Origin of the sequence: Niastella populi (assembly GCF_002078015.1) — a bacterium.
In the GTDB taxonomy this organism is placed as follows: domain Bacteria; phylum Bacteroidota; class Bacteroidia; order Chitinophagales; family Chitinophagaceae; genus Niastella; species Niastella populi.
Genome location: NZ_LWBP01000167.1, coordinates 13,865 through 29,067 on the forward strand (window position 1 = coordinate 13,865; position 15,203 = coordinate 29,067).

General features: G+C 47.1%; 15 protein-coding genes and 1 riboswitch. Of the genes, 2 read left to right on the forward strand and 13 right to left on the reverse strand.

The window, feature by feature from the left end; translation table 11 throughout:
* The first annotated feature begins 11 nt into the window (after positions 1–11).
* On the forward strand, positions 12–2,591 hold the full coding sequence (locus A4R26_RS14395; RefSeq protein WP_081164454.1) for a calcium-translocating P-type ATPase, PMCA-type: 2,580 nt from the start codon (positions 12–14) through the stop codon (positions 2,589–2,591).
* Here the strand turns inward: A4R26_RS14395 and A4R26_RS14400 are convergent, their stop codons facing one another.
* From A4R26_RS14400 to A4R26_RS14410, 3 genes are all read right to left on the reverse strand, one after another.
* Positions 2,592–3,683 (reverse strand): sialidase family protein, encoded by a 1,092-nt coding sequence (locus tag A4R26_RS14400; RefSeq protein WP_081164455.1) that lies wholly within the window; start codon positions 3,681–3,683, stop codon positions 2,592–2,594.
* A gap of 102 nt (positions 3,684–3,785) precedes the next feature.
* A complete protein-coding gene (locus A4R26_RS14405; protein WP_081164456.1) occupies positions 3,786–4,580 on the reverse strand; it encodes a hypothetical protein in 795 nt (264 codons plus the stop codon).
* A 315-nt stretch (positions 4,581–4,895) separates the two neighbouring features.
* Complete coding sequence (locus A4R26_RS14410) at positions 4,896–5,111, reverse strand: hypothetical protein (protein ID WP_081164457.1); 216 nt, start codon at positions 5,109–5,111, stop codon at positions 4,896–4,898.
* Between the two features lie 143 nt (positions 5,112–5,254).
* On the opposite strand from A4R26_RS14410, the gene A4R26_RS14415 reads away from it, so the two are divergent.
* Positions 5,255–5,905, forward strand: a complete 651-nt coding sequence (locus A4R26_RS14415) for a phosphoribosyltransferase (RefSeq protein WP_081164458.1) — start codon at positions 5,255–5,257, stop codon at positions 5,903–5,905.
* Positions 5,906–6,059: 154 nt separating this feature from the next.
* Here the strand turns inward: A4R26_RS14415 and A4R26_RS14420 are convergent, their stop codons facing one another.
* From A4R26_RS14420 to thiS, 10 genes are all read right to left on the reverse strand, one after another.
* Positions 6,060–6,413, reverse strand: a complete 354-nt coding sequence (locus tag A4R26_RS14420; RefSeq protein WP_133054673.1) for an HPF/RaiA family ribosome-associated protein — start codon at positions 6,411–6,413, stop codon at positions 6,060–6,062.
* 188 nt (positions 6,414–6,601) lie between these two features.
* On the reverse strand, positions 6,602–7,150 hold the full coding sequence (locus tag A4R26_RS14425; protein ID WP_081164460.1) for a flavodoxin domain-containing protein: 549 nt from the start codon (positions 7,148–7,150) through the stop codon (positions 6,602–6,604).
* A gap of 185 nt (positions 7,151–7,335) precedes the next feature.
* Positions 7,336–8,166, reverse strand: a complete 831-nt coding sequence (locus A4R26_RS14430; protein ID WP_081164461.1) for a universal stress protein — start codon at positions 8,164–8,166, stop codon at positions 7,336–7,338.
* Positions 8,167–8,399: 233 nt separating this feature from the next.
* On the reverse strand, positions 8,400–9,515 hold the full coding sequence (gene thiH, locus A4R26_RS14435; RefSeq protein ID WP_081164462.1) for a 2-iminoacetate synthase ThiH: 1,116 nt from the start codon (positions 9,513–9,515) through the stop codon (positions 8,400–8,402).
* A 93-nt stretch (positions 9,516–9,608) separates the two neighbouring features.
* Positions 9,609–10,397: a thiazole synthase gene (locus tag A4R26_RS14440; RefSeq protein WP_081164463.1), complete on the reverse strand. Its 789-nt coding sequence runs from the start codon at positions 10,395–10,397 to the stop codon at positions 9,609–9,611.
* A 212-nt stretch (positions 10,398–10,609) separates the two neighbouring features.
* On the reverse strand, positions 10,610–11,236 hold the full coding sequence (locus A4R26_RS14445) for a thiamine phosphate synthase (protein WP_081164464.1): 627 nt from the start codon (positions 11,234–11,236) through the stop codon (positions 10,610–10,612).
* Positions 11,230–11,985, reverse strand: a complete 756-nt coding sequence (locus tag A4R26_RS14450) for a hydroxymethylpyrimidine/phosphomethylpyrimidine kinase (RefSeq protein ID WP_081164465.1) — start codon at positions 11,983–11,985, stop codon at positions 11,230–11,232. The genes A4R26_RS14445 and A4R26_RS14450 overlap by 7 nt, the downstream gene beginning before the upstream one ends.
* Positions 11,986–12,017: 32 nt before the next feature.
* A complete protein-coding gene (locus A4R26_RS14455) occupies positions 12,018–12,635 on the reverse strand; it encodes a thiamine phosphate synthase (RefSeq protein WP_081164466.1) in 618 nt (205 codons plus the stop codon).
* Between the two features lie 46 nt (positions 12,636–12,681).
* Positions 12,682–14,568, reverse strand: coding sequence for a phosphomethylpyrimidine synthase ThiC (gene thiC, locus A4R26_RS14460; protein WP_081164467.1), 1,887 nt, complete (start codon positions 14,566–14,568; stop codon positions 12,682–12,684).
* 183 nt (positions 14,569–14,751) lie between these two features.
* On the reverse strand, positions 14,752–14,955 hold the full coding sequence (thiS, locus tag A4R26_RS14465; RefSeq protein WP_081164468.1) for a sulfur carrier protein ThiS: 204 nt from the start codon (positions 14,953–14,955) through the stop codon (positions 14,752–14,754).
* 65 nt (positions 14,956–15,020) lie between these two features.
* A riboswitch (TPP riboswitch) is annotated at positions 15,021–15,114 on the reverse strand.
* Between the last annotated feature and the right edge of the window lie 89 nt (positions 15,115–15,203).

The following is a 15,203-nucleotide window of genomic DNA, read 5'->3' on the forward strand; positions in this document are numbered from 1 at the left end:
TAATATTATAAATGAACTGGCATACCTCCACTTTCGAAGCCGTATTAAAGGAACTGCAAAGTTCAAAGAATGGATTAACAACCGATGAGGTCGCTCAACGAATGCAGCAGTACGGGCCTAATCAACTGCAGGAAAAAAAGAAAAAACCGGTGTGGCTGTTGTTCGTGATGCAGTTCAAAGACGTAATGATCCTTATTCTGATGGTGGCCGCCATTATTTCAGCCGTCGTGGGCGACCTGAAAGACATGATCGTTATCCTCTTCATTATTATCATCAATGCTATCGTAGGTTTTGTACAGGAGTACCGTGCAGAAAAAGCGATCGATGCGCTAAAAAAAATGTCAGCAGCGAACGTTCGCGTGAGAAGAAATAAACGGGTGGAACAGATCGCCGCCACCGAAGTGGTACCGGGCGATGTGGTGTTGCTGGAAGCGGGCGATATGGTGGGCGCCGATCTCCGCATCATTGAAAGTCATTCATTAAAAATAGAAGAAGCCTCCCTTACCGGCGAATCGCAGGCTGTAAATAAATCGCCCGACGCCATAAAGGAAGAAGAGGTGCCGCTGGGCGACCGCGTCAACATGGCATACAAAAGCACGCTGGTCACTGCCGGTAATGGTACCGGTGTGGTGGTGGCTACCGGTATGCAAACCGAGATCGGGAAAATTGCCGGTATGCTGCAGGAGAAAGAAGCCACTACCCCATTGCAGCAACGGCTGGCCGATTTCAGTAAAAAATTATCATTTATCGTTTTGGGTATTTGCGTGGTGTTGTATTTTATCGGCATCCTGCGTGGTGAAACACCGGCGAATATGCTGCTCACCACTATTTCCCTCGCCGTGGCCGCCATTCCCGAAGCGCTGCCCGCGGTCATTACCATTGCCCTCGCCCTGGGCGCCAAAAAACTGGTACGGAAAAATGCATTGATCAGGAAACTGCCCGCTGTTGAAACACTGGGTTCCGTAACGTATATCTGTACCGATAAAACCGGAACGCTTACGCAAAACCAGATGACCGTACAGGAGATCTGGCAGTATGAGCAGTGGGGCCTTACCATTCCGGAAATAAAAAAAGAACAGGCGATGCTGCTGGTAATGAGCCTGAACCACGATGCCAAAGAAGACCAAACCGACGATAATAAATTAAAAGGCGACCCTACCGAAGTAGCCCTTGTCGAATACGCGCTTCAACAGGAAGGTTATAATAACAGGTGGGAGAACGATTTTCCGCGCCGGCAGGAATTGCCGTTTGACTCTGACCGTAAGATGATGACAACGGTGCATGCAGTGAATGATGAATTCCTGGTGATCACCAAAGGTGCGCTGGAAGCTGTGCTGAATATCTGCGAATCGGCCGATGAGGAAGAGATAAGCGCAAAAAGCGATAAACTGGCCGAAGCCGGCCAGCGGATAATTGCCTACAGCTGCAAACTCATACAACAACTGCCAAAAGAAGGCGATATGGAAGCGCTGGAAAGCGATCAGGAATTCTGCGGACTGGCAGGAATGATCGATCCGCCGCGGCCTGAGGCACGCCAGGCCATCACCGAATGTAAAACAGCGGGTATTGTACCGGTAATGATCACCGGCGACCACCCCATTACCGCCTCCGCCATTGCGCGCGACATGGGCATTCTGCAGCACCGGAACGATAGAACGGTTACAGGAATTGAACTTGAAAAGCTCTCAGATGAAGCGCTCGATAGCGAGATCACCCAGATAAAGGTGTATGCCCGGGTTTCGCCCCAGCAAAAACTGCGTATTGTAAAAACATTGCAAAAGAAAGATCAGTTTGTGGCCATGACCGGTGATGGGGTAAACGATGCCCCCGCACTGAAGCGGGCCAATATAGGGGTAGCCATGGGTATTACCGGAACGGATGTTTCGAAAGAAGCCGCCGACATGATCTTACTCGACGACAATTTCGCCACCATCGTAAAAGCGGTAAGGGAAGGACGACGCATCTATGATAATATCAGGCGGTTCATCAGGTATGTGCTCGCCTGTAATTTTGCAGAAATACTCACCATCTTCATTGCGCCCCTAGTGGGGATGCCCATCCCGTTATTACCTATTCATATCTTATGGATCAATCTTGTAACGGATAGTTTACCCGGACTGGCACTGGCCGGTGAAAAAGCCGATGTAAAAGTGATGGAGCGTCCGCCACGTGATCCCAAAGAAAGCATATTTGCCATGGGACTGGGCTTTAATGTTATATGGGTAGGTGTGCTGATGGCTGCGGTGGGACTGGTTACGCAGGCATGGTCGATTCATATTGGCGATGCGCACTGGCAAACCATGGTGTTTACCGTTCTTTGTTTCAGCCAGATGGGCCATGCCCTGGTATCGCGCAGCGAACACGAATATATTTTCCGTATTGGTGTTTTCACGAACAGGAACCTGATAGGCGCCATAGCGCTCACGTTCATTTTGCAGATCGCGATCATTTATATGCCATTCCTGAACAAGATCTTCAATACCGAACCACTGACATGGAAAGAACTGGGGACCTGTTTATTGATTTCCACCATTACTTTCCATGCCGTGGAGTTGGAAAAATTTATCAAAAAGCGGATGGGAACAATTTAATTAATCCTCTATAACGTACTTATAAGGATAAAGCAGTACTTTCCAGGTAACGCCGCCATCGGCAGTAATGTACAATTTCTGTCCGCCATACATTATACCGTTCTGATCGTCGTGGAAATGCAGCTTCTTCATATTGGCATACTCATAACCTTCACCGGAAACCGTATTCCAGGTAACACCGGTATCGGTACTTTTTACCAGGTTGTCATTGGTAAAACCATAAATGATATGCTGGTTCACCATATGGGCAGCCGTAAGTTTCAGATCGGTGACAGGCTGCTTCCAGGTAGCGCCGCTATCGGTTGAAATATAGGCATTGCCAAAATCTTCCGTTACGCACAAATTACCTTTTGGCCCTGTTTGCAAACCGGAGAGCACCCTGTTGGTGATCACCTTAGGTTCGCTCCAGGTACGGCCGGTATCGAGTGTCTTTGAAATAAAAGAGCTGTATGCGCTGTTCTTATACAACAATACATAACCCGTTGTGTCATCTACGAACTTAACACTCACGGGGTAGAATGCATCGTCGAAATAGCTTACGCGGGTAGCAATTTTCGAAGTAAGATCCAATTTATAGAACTTACGGCTATCGGCAGCGGTAACCGCTTTTTGCTGATAGGTAAGCATGATGTAATTGGTGTCGATATACGATACATCAACCAGTTCGGTAGTATTGAAACCCGAAGTATTGATGGCCGGTGAAAAGGAACCGGAAGTAAGCGCCACCGTGTTCCAGTTATTACCGAAATCGATGGAATAATAAATTACCGGCGCCAGTGGTGTACCTGCCGCCACAACAACCGCATTGCTGTCGTAGCTGTAAGGCGTTAAGCGGTTAACGGGCACCGAATAGCCATTATTTGTAAAGCTTTTAAAACCGTCGGAAGTGATAAAGTAATTGTTCGACGTTAACCCGCGGATAATACCGCCGTCATCGAGCCGTACGGCATAGAGGCTGTTATCCTTTATCAGCACCTTCACATCGGCATTGATAGCCGGCTCCGTGGGGATCTGGGTAACAAGATATCTGTCCTTATCGCCGCAACCCCATGCCACAGCCCCGGTAAGAAGTAAGATGTATAGTTTTTTCATCTGAGAATATTAATTTTTTTCATTTGCCGGATGGAACTTGCCATGCCACAATTTTCATAGCGGAAAATGCATAATGAAAATTTTATCATGGACGTTTCATAGTTACTTTTTGAAATTCAGGTTAACGCCTACGCTTAGGTTTATTGAACTGCAATCAAATTCTTTATGATCGGGCATAATACGGCCGGCAGCCCGTACTTCAGCTACGTAATCGGGATTTACTTTCAGATCGGGTTTGTAATATTCATAATCGAGCTTCACATACAGATCGCCTGCGCGTACCAGCATTACGCCGGCATCGAATGAGATCCCTGAACCCGTGAGTATTTTACCGGTAGTTTGAATACCTGTGCCATTTTCATTTTTTTCATCGCTGATGCGGGTGAACTGACTCGATGACCAGTTGTTATCGGCACGCAGAATGGGTGAAATGGTAAACTTACCTATTGTATATACCTGGTATTGTAATTCAAGACCGGCCTTCCAGGTGCGGAAAGCCTCGCGGTGAGGTTCAGCCATCTCCACTTTTTTGAAATAATATTTCAGTGCGGCTACCGGACGTACCCACAGTTTGTTATTGAAGAATGCTGTTTTCAGACCAATTGAAGTATTGAGGCCGCCCTTAAAAACGTCGCTTAACTCAGTATTGGCAGGAGAAGCAAAACCGGCGTCGACATCGACTGCAAAAAGCCATTTCTTTTTAACTTTCGGCTTTTTTGTTTTTCCATTTTCAATGGTTATGAGCGGCGTATAAGTGCCTGAAGTTGCCGCTGGAGTAACTGCAGGAGCTGTTACAGGAGCCTGCTGCGCTGAAGTGTCGGTTTGCGCCTGTACTACCTGCTGCATAAACAGCACAGAAAAGACCCATAGGAATCGACGGATACAAAGGGTTTTCATTGGATATTTTTTATAATCTTACCACAAAAATATAACTCCCGTGTTCCGATACCGCCAGGGGTGGTACACCTGCTGCCCAAGGGCAACAGAATCAGCACTATACGATGCATTAAGTACCCCGCCATTAACCGTATCAAAACACCCTAAAAGACTATAAAACGCTAATATCCATGCTTGTATTGCACTGTTTAGTTATAAGTTATAAGTTATAAGTTTTAGGTGCCTGGTTTTTCAACGCCGACCCGTTACTTATAACTTATAACATATTACTTATAACTTATAACTTATAACTTATAACTTACTACTTATAACTTTTCAGGCTTTAGGTTCCTCGTCGCCCTGTTTGCCTGGTCGCTCATTGGGTTCAGGAACGGGGATTTCGCCTGGCGAAGTACCGCCGGGATCGTCTTCAGGCTCAATTTCCGGCTCCTGAAAGGGCGGCGTGGGCCGGTTGGGAACCGTTTCAGGGGTTATTTCAGGGTTTTCGGGATTGGGCACTTCCGGTTTATCGGGATTCGTTTTTTTGGCCATAGTATTTCATTTACAGGAGGTAATGCAAATGGTGTTCCATGCGGGTTTGTAGAAAGCTGATGTATGCCAGTACGGTATAGTACCGGTTAAAAGAACCAGAAATCATAAACTGCCGTTGGCACGATTGTTCCATCATTTTGCCAATGAGCTCCACCTTTATGTTCCAGGACCGGATGGATGCGGGCCTTGCGCTCAGCAGGCACCTGCTACATTACAAACGGGTTGATGGTGTAATGCTGGCCGTGCCCCGGGGCGGCATACCGGTTGCTTTTCCCATTGCCCGGATACTGGAAATACCCCTTGAGATCATTTTGTCAAAAAAGATCGGTCATCCTTTACATAAAGAATACGCCATTGGGGCGGTAAGTCTTACGGGCAGGATCATTGCACCGAACGCAATGGCATCTGATGAATATATTCAACAGGAAATCATAAACATCAGGAAGCAGCTGCGCGAGATGTATATAAAGTATATGGGCGATAAAAAACCAACACCGGTCAAAGACAAAGTGGTTATCGTAGTCGATGATGGCGTGGCAACAGGCAATACGTTATTAAGTACGATCGAGATCATCCGAAACGAACGGCCGAGGAAACTCGTTGTGGCCGTTCCCGTTGCATCACGGCAGGCAGCTAAAAAATTAAGCGAAGTATGCGATGAATTTGTTTGCGCCTGGATCCCTTCGGAATTCCATTCCGTTGGTGAATTCTATTTAGATTTTACACAGGTAACCGATGAGGAGGTCGTAAGTATATTGGAAATGAGAGTTAAGGAAGACCCGGGAAACGAATGAATGCAAAATGCTAATTAGCTAATGTGATAATGGAAATACAGCTTCATTTGAGTGCTGTCGCAATAACGTCGGTGCATTAATGAATCCGCATAAAAGCATTAGCGCATTGGCACATTATCGAATTATCACATTTTCACATTATCACATTATCAAATTAAACTTTCACCGTACTCGTTATCTGATCGGGTAGTCCCTGCTGCAATTTCGCCTGCTCCTGCACTGCTTTTTCAAGTTCACTCACCGCGGCACAGGCGCTTTCATCAAAACTTGCCGAACGGCGATGCACAAACAGGGAATCGCCATAAAGGGTGAGCCTGATCTCGCAGATCTTATTTTCCTGTGGCAGAGCAGCCGTGTCATGGCGCAATATGATTTCTGCTTTAACAATATCCTTGATAAGATGTGAAAAGGAAAGCACCTTCTCTTTCACAGGCTTTAGTATGGATTCATTTACTTCCGAGTGCGGGGCATGAATCTCAATAATCATTGACTCAAATCGGAATGCCATATAAAATGTTGTGTTTTCTAAGTTACGACTATAAATGCAATAAAACATACGCCGGCAGTGGCTTTAACAACACCGCATTAAGAAAATGAAACGCCCCTGATCTTTATAACATTGTGATAGATAGGGCGTAAGCATTCACTTGCGCACGCAGGGCGCATCAACCCGGCGGTAAATACTATAAATTTTAATCAGCCCAGAATTTCTTCACCGGCCAATTTGTTGGCAGCACCCTGTTGCAGTGCGTTCACCGACTGCACCAGCGGAATGATGTTTTCCTTTTTCATGTCATCAAAACCATGGATCATTCGCTCCTTTTCATCAGGGTCTTTCGTAGCGCGTGAAGCAAATTTCAGCATCAGCCTGTCGAACCAGTTAAGATCGTTGATCACCAGACGGCCGCGTAAAAAGAATACGGTGATCTTGTTTTGTAACAATGGCGGAATATTGCGTTGCGCTATTTGTTCCAGCTCGTCTTTCTTATCTGCCGGTGTGGCGCAGACAATGAATAAAAAAACATTCTTACGCAACAACTGGTGCGCATGTTTTTTTAACCAGGCATGTAATGTGAGCCGGCCTTCATATACCGATGCGCCAATTACTACAACATCTGTGGCATCGATCGTTTCATCGAGCAGTTGCACCGGTGTAAACAATGGCCATTTCAACACTTCGCTTATCCAGTTGGCATACTGGCTGGTTGCCCCGTATTTTCCTTTATAAAGAATGATCCCTTTCATACTGTGAATTTTAAAGTGATCAATAATATTTTCCTTCTATTTTAACCTTGAGGATAACTTTCGCCTTTTGTCTTTATGCCTTTCGCCTTCAGCCTTTCGCCTTTCGCCTTCTGCCTTCTGCCTTTCGCCTTCTGCCTTTCGCCTTTTGCCTTTCGCCTTCTGCCTTAAGCCTTTAGCCTTTAGCCTTAATGATGTGTTATAAAGAACGGCAGGTTGATGGTCTTTAACAGTATACCGGCAGTGGCGGGTTTGAAAAGTGACGATAACCAGCTGCGGCCAAAAGCGCCCATAACCACAATGGTGTTTTGTTTGCCCAGCAAACGGGCATACAGTTCTTCAGAGGGTTTTCCCTGCAACACCTGGAAACCGATGCCTGAGTAATGCATGCGCAGCCATTTTCCGAGTTTTTCTTTATCGGTAACAGGTAATGAATCGTCTTTATTCACCTGCAATACGATCGCTTTTTTATCGGCCAGTTCGGGGAACAGGTAGGTGAATTGTTTGATGGCGAAAACTGCCGAGCGGCTGCCATCGTACGCAAATACAATTTCTTCGATGCCTGTCTGGTTCAACGGCGCCACCAGTACCGGGCATTCTGCTTCGGCCAGTATTTGTTTTACCAGGGCGGTGGGAGACTCTTCGAGTTTCTTTTCAAAAGAAAGGGAAGCCTGTACGATCACGAGATCGGCAAACCGGCTTTCCTCAATGATAGCTTCAGCGGCATTGATGGTACTGTTATTGAGAATTTGACAACGTATTCCTCTTACCGCGCAGGTGCGTTCAAACTGCTGTATATAGGCTAATTGCTTTTGTTCGGCGGCCGTGGGCCCTTTGGTTACAATGGTTTCAACATAGGGCATTCCGAATGCCATATTTACTATCGTTTCCTCTTCTTTGGGTTCACTAAGAAAATAACCGGTGAGGGTTGAATGTGACAAGGTGGCCGTGTTACAGGCAAAATGAATCAACTCTGTATCAACATGACCGGCATCCAGCGCCAATAGGATCTTTTTCATGGTGCATTATTTTACACCAAAGCTATTGTGCAATGCCCTGTACAGAAATGACATTTGTTAGCTGAAGGGATGATTGTTGTCAAAAGCAACAGTGGTGAAAGGCAACAAGGCAACAAGGCATAAAGGCAAATACAAATACTATTTCACTTCACCATTCGACATTCAACATTGGATATTCGACATTTTGTATTTGCCTTTCCCTTTCTAATTTTTAATTTCTCATTCCTCATTTCTCATTTCTGTAAAGCCCCGTCCCAATCTTTCCAAACCGGTTCATACCCTATAGAGGAAATAACGCGGGCCATTTCGGCCGGACTGCGTTCGTCGGCTATTTCAAACTGCTCGAGGGATTCGGGCTCTACGGCATAACCGCCCGGATTGGTTTTTGAACCGGCACTGATAGAAGTTATGCCTAACTGCATAATATGATCCCTGAACCGCGGATGCTCGCGCGTAGATAACGACAATTCCACTTCCTGGTTAAAGATGCGCCAGGCGCAGACCAACTGCACCAGCTCGCGATCAACCATTTCCACCTTTGGTTCCAGTCCGCCCGAGAACGGACGCAGCCGCGGAAATGAAATGCTGTATTTTGTTTGCCAGTAAGTACGTTCGAGATAATTCAAATGCAAAGCGGTGAAGAATGAATCGGTACGCCAGTCCTCCAGGCCTATCAATATGCCCAAACCTATCTTATGCACCCCTGCCCTGCCGAGGCGGTCGGGCGTTTCTATGCGGTATTGAAAATTCGATTTCTTTCCTTTGGGATGATGCTTTTTGTAATCTTCGCGGTGATAGGTTTCCTGGTACACCAGCACCGTATGCAATCCTTCCCTGGTAAGCTCGCGGTAATCTTCCTCATCCAGCGGCTGCACTTCCATAGAGATATGTGCAAAATGATTGCGCAACAGGTTGATGGCATTTTTAAAATACGGCACATGCACCGTATGATTGGCCTCGCCGGTCACCAGCAACACATGTTCATACCCCATCGATTTTATGGCGGTTGCTTCCTGCACTATTTCGGTTGCAGTCAATGTACGCCGGCGCACTTTATTATCGAGACTGAACCCGCAGTAGGTGCAAATATTATTGCATTCGTTCGACAGATACATGGGCACATATAACTGTATCGTTTTCCCAAAACGTTGCCGGGTGAGCTGCTGGCTCAACTGCGCCATCGGCTCAAGATATGCAGCCGCCGCCGGTGAAATCAACGCCATAAAATCATCCAGCGACCGGGATTGCCTTCCCAGCGCCGCCTCTACATCTACAGCTGTTTTGCTGTAGATCCGTTCTTTTACTTCGTTCCAGTTATACCTGTTGAAAACATCTATAAAACTATCCATGGTATTCACTTTAAAACAGGAATGGTGTTTTGGCCTGATGCCCGCCCGGATGACGGGGAACTTACATGGAAAAAACTTTCATTGCCTTACATATCACAATGAAATTTTTTCCATGGAGGCTTCATCTAAAAATGCGGTTAAAGGACTACTTGCCACGGCGGTGTTCAATGGTTTGGCCAGCCGGGCTTCATACGCCATACGGCCTGCCTCAACCGCTATTTTAAATGCAGCTGCCATTTGCACCGGTTGTCCGGCTACGGCAATGGCCGTATTCACCAGCACCGCATCGGCGCCGATCTCCAGGGCTTTGGCCGCATCGGAAGGAGAACCTATACCTGCATCTACCACCACCGGCACTTTGCTTTGTTCTATGATGATCTCCAGAAAATCTATTGTCTTCAATCCTTTGTTGCTTCCTATTGGCGAGCCCAGCGGCATTACCGCTGCTGCGCCTGCTTCTTCGAGGCGTTTGCACAACACCGGATCGGCATGAATATAGGGTAATACCACAAAACCTAATTTCACCAGTTCTTCTGTCGCCTTCAACGTTTCAACCGCATCGGGCATTAAATATTTCGGATCGGGATGTATTTCCAGCTTCAGCCAGTTTGTTTGCAAGGCTTCCCTTGCCAGCTGCGCGGCAAAGACCGCTTCTTTGGCGGTACGTACACCGGAGGTATTTGGCAACAGGTTGATGTGCTGATGTTGCAGGTGACGCAAAATATCATCCTGCGGATCGTTCATATCAACCCGTTTCAATGCCACTGTCACCAGTTCTGATCCCGATGCCAGCAGCGCCTCTTCCATCACATTGGCTGAACTGAATTTTCCCGTTCCCGTGAATAAACGGGAGTTGAATGTTTTGTTTGCTATCGTTAACATATGAATTCGTTTAAAATGATCGAATGTGGCTGAAAGCTGAAGGCTGAAGGCTTAAAGCAAATACAAATACAGAGAATTGCATTTCTTTTGCTTTTTAGCTTTTGCCCTTAGCCTTTTGCCTTTAGCCTTCAGCCTTTCGCCTTCAGCCTTTCGCCTTTTGCCTTTTGCCTTTCGCCTTCAGCCTTCAGCCTTCAGCCTTCAGCCTTCAGCCTTCAGCCTGAATACAAAGCATCAATTTGTTTAACCACTTCCTGTTTATTAACTGCATTGGTAATAGTACCTGAAACCGCCACTCCATGAATACCGGCATCGCGTAAGCCCGGCACATCAGCGGCCAGAATACCGCCGATTGCCACAATGGGCAATTGAATACCGGCAGCCCGCACTTCATTCATTATTCGCCGGTAGCCTTCCAAACCCAACACCGGGCTTAATTTCTCCTTGGTAGCAGTGAACCGGAAGGGACCGAGGCCGATATAATCAACCCCTTCCTGCACGCGTTGCTGAATATGTTCGAAGGTGTTGGCGGTGCCGCCTACTATCATTTCTTTACCTGTGATCGCCCTTACCTCGGCAGGGCTCAGATCCTGCAAACCAACATGAATGCCCCATGCACCAACGGCTTTTGCCACCTGCGGAAAATCATTGATGACGAGTTTGGCCTTATAGCGGTCGCACAGCTCCTTGGCCTTTTTTGCCTGTTCCAGTACGGCCGTTTCGGGTTCGTTTTTTACCCGTAGCTGCACCAGGCGGCAACCGGCCTGCAACGCTTCTTCAATGGCCATTAAATGCGTTTTTGCGGCGGTTTGTTGTGATATAAAATACACACGTTCTAACATACTGTATGATATCCCAGTAACGACTGGTTGCTGTTTAAGAATGTTTCTACATAATTTTTTGCCAGGCGGCAGGCTTCCCTCAATGATTCGCCCTTTGCCAGGTGGGCGGTAATGGCAGCTGCCAGTACACAACCCGATCCATGTTTTGGAAAGGCATGCGCAACACCGGCGCTAATGACCGTGCTGCCGGCAGGTTCATACAAGGTATCTGTTCCCAATGAATCGGCACGATGCCCGCCTTTTAATAATACCGCACAAAACAGGGCCCTGTCGTCTTTTACCAACGACTCATTTGCGATCGATTGCAGTTGCAGCAGCTCATTGTAATTGGGCGTTACCAGCGTTACCGCGGCCAGGATGGCTTCGAGACTATGAAAAGTATCCGGGCTGTGAAAATCATAGCCGGCGCTGGCTTTCAACACCGGGTCCCAAATAATTTGAATGGCCGGGTTATGCGCCTTTAAAAACCTGATCACTTCTATAAGCGTCTCCGGTGAATGGATGATGCCGATCTTACAGGCAACGATATCGAACTTACCGATCAGCGGCTGCAATTGCTCAATGATCTGTTCAGCACTCAGCCAGTGCAGCTTTATAAATTTATCATCGGTTTGAACCGTCAATGCCGTGCATACGCCGAAACCATACACCTCAAGCTGTTCAAACGTTTTGCAATCGGCCAGTACACCCGCTCCCGCACTGGGATCAAAACCGGCTATGGTCAATACGTATGGGCGTGGTGATTGCATTGTTTAATTTTTATTGTAAGGTGGGTGGCCTTTTAGTTAAACATGTTTTGAAATGATTTCTCCAGGGCGACCCACCTTTCAACCGCTTTTTCCGGTTCGTTCCAGATAGATCCCAATACGGCAGCGCCGTCAAAATTCATTTCAGCTACCTTTTTTATATTACCCGCACCGATGCCGCCCAGCGCAATTACCGGAACGGTTTTCTGCTCCGGGGTCAAATAAAAATCATCGCCGGCCACTCCCCTGTACTGCTGTTTTGAAATGCTGTCGAACACCGGTGAAAAAAAGGTGTACGAGAAACAGGATGATAAATTTTGAACCGTTTCGATGTCATGCACAGACGTGCTCAACGTGTACCCTTTTTCTTTCAATTGTAACAACGATTCTGCTGTTGCCCCCTGCCGGTGCTCTTCCCTGAAATGCCAGCGATGCAGGTCATACGTCGACATCAAATGAAAAAAACCATGCATTGCGATGCGGTTATGATAAACAGTTGGTATGCCATCGAGCAAATTCCTCATTGCCTGTTCATCCGCATCCGGTTTGCGCAGGTGAAAAATCTCCAGCCCTTCTTCAAACAATTGTTGAATGATGGCTGCTTCACCGGGAAGCATGACAGGGTTTGATATGACGATTAGTTGGAACATCATTTAAGTGTGCCACGTTTTATAAACGTGGTACACTTCTATCTGGTCTTTACAAATACAGCTGGCTTCCTTTCTCCGCAAACTCCTTCGCTTTTTCTTCCATACCTTTTTGTAAGGCATCCGCTTCCTGCAGTCCCTTATCTTCCGCATACTGGCGAACGTCCTGCGTAATTTTCATCGAGCAGAAGTTGGGTCCGCACATAGAACAGAAGTGGGCCACCTTGGCGCCATCGGCGGGCAGGGTTTCATCATGGAACTCACGCGCCGTATCGGGGTCGAGCGACAGGTTGAACTGATCTTCCCAACGGAATTCAAAACGCGCTTTGCTCAATGCATTGTCGCGGTACTGCGCACCGGGATGCCCTTTCGCCAGGTCGGCAGCATGTGCCGCGATCTTGTATGTGATCACCCCGTCCTTTACATCTTTTTTATTGGGCAGGCCCAGATGTTCTTTAGGCGTTACATAACACAACATAGCGGTTCCAAACCAGCCGATCATCGCTGCGCCAATGGCAGAAGTGATATGGTCGTAACCCGGGGCAATATCGGTTGTCAACGGTCCGAGCGTATAGAAGGGCGCCTCATCGCAATGTTTCAACTGCTTTTCCATATTCTCTTTTATCAGGTGCATGGGCACGTGACCCGGTCCTTCGATCATGGTTTGCACGTCGTGTTTCCAGGCGATCTTTGTAAGCTCGCCTAATGTTTCCAGCTCGCCGAACTGCGCCGCATCATTGGCATCGGCAAGGCTGCCGGGACGTAATCCGTCACCCAGTGAAAAGGCCACATCGTAAGCTTTCATGATCTCGCAGATCTCTTCGAAATGCGTGTACAGGAAATTCTCTTTATGATGCGCCAGGCACCATTTGGCCATGATACTGCCGCCGCGCGATACGATTCCCGTTACGCGTTTTGCGGTCCATGGAATATAACGCAACAGCACACCTGCATGGATGGTGAAATAATCCACACCCTGTTCTGCCTGTTCGATCAACGTATCCCTGAACAATTCCCAGGTAAGTTCTTCGGCTTTACCATTCACTTTTTCCAATGCCTGGTAAATAGGAACGGTACCAATGGGCACAGGCGAGTTCCGTATGATCCACTCTCTTGTTTCATGAATATTTTTACCGGTGCTCAGGTCCATAATGGTATCGGCGCCCCAGCGGCAGGCCCATACTGCTTTTTCTACCTCTTCTTCAATACTCGAGGTCACTGCCGAGTTGCCGATGTTGGCATTGATCTTCACCAGGAAGTTGCGGCCAATGATCATGGGCTCGCTTTCGGGGTGATTGATATTGCTGGGAATGATAGCGCGGCCGGCGGCTACTTCCTGCCGTACGAATTCGGGTGTGATATAATTTTTTGGCGTGTTGGCGCCGAAACTATGACCGGCATGTTGCTGCGCCAGCATGTCATAACTGCCATTCAGTTGTTCTTTCAACAGATCATAACGCTGGTTCTCGCGAATAGCAATGTATTCCATCTCGGGGGTGATGATGCCTTTTTTGGCATAGTGCATCTGGCTTACGTTAGCGCCGCTTTTTGCGCGACGCGGCTTGCGAAGATGCTCGAAGCGAAATGCATCCAGCTTTTCATTGTTCAGGCGTTCAAGCCCGTAAGATGACGACACCTGTTGCAATTGCTCCGTATCTGCACGATCGATGATCCATTTTTCACGCAAAGGCGATAACCCCTTTTTTACATCGATAGTTACATTGGGATCGGTGTATGGACCGCTGGTATCATATACGGTAACGGGCGCATTTTTTTCGGTAGCGCCTTTTTTGCCATGAAGCGCGGTATCGGTAAGCGCAATTTCACGCATGGCAACGGCAACGTCGTTATGCAGCTGCCCTTTTACATAGATCTTCCGCGAAGCGGGGAAGGGTTCTGTTGTTATTTTATTCTGGTTAGGAATTGATTCTTTTTTCATAATAATTTTTTTAGTCGTGAGTAGTAAAAAGGCAACAAGGCATAAAGGCAACGAGGCAACGAGGCATAAAGGCAACGAGAAAATACAAGTAAAACATTGTCTGCTAAAACCATACGCAATTCGGAATTGTATTTCATTTGCATATTTTCACATTTGCACATTTGCTAATTTGCACATTTGTATTTACCCGCCCTGTGTAGCCCTGATAAGCATTACCTTATCGGCTTCCCGCAGTATATATGCCGGCCAGGCCGTGCTGGGAATAACGGTTTGATCAACCGCTACAGCCAGTCCGGCCACAGGTATGCCCAATACCTGGGTAAGCAATTGCTCAAGCGAACATTGATCAGGAATTTCCCTGGGTTGTTGATTGATAGAAATGTTCATACCTACGTTTTTAATTACTTCAGGGAATGAACATGCAGCAAAAGAGAATAAAAGGAAAGAAAATAAAGAAGACTTTCACTTTTCCCTTCGGCAGTACGAACTGCATCAGGTTCAAAGGGTATTATCTCAGTCCGTTTATGGACACCCCTAAAGCGCCGTAAAGGTATACAAAAATTGGAATTACAAAATTTTTTATCTGCCGGGCATTTTCGGGGCCGGAAATCAACGATCCTGTCATATCTGCTTTC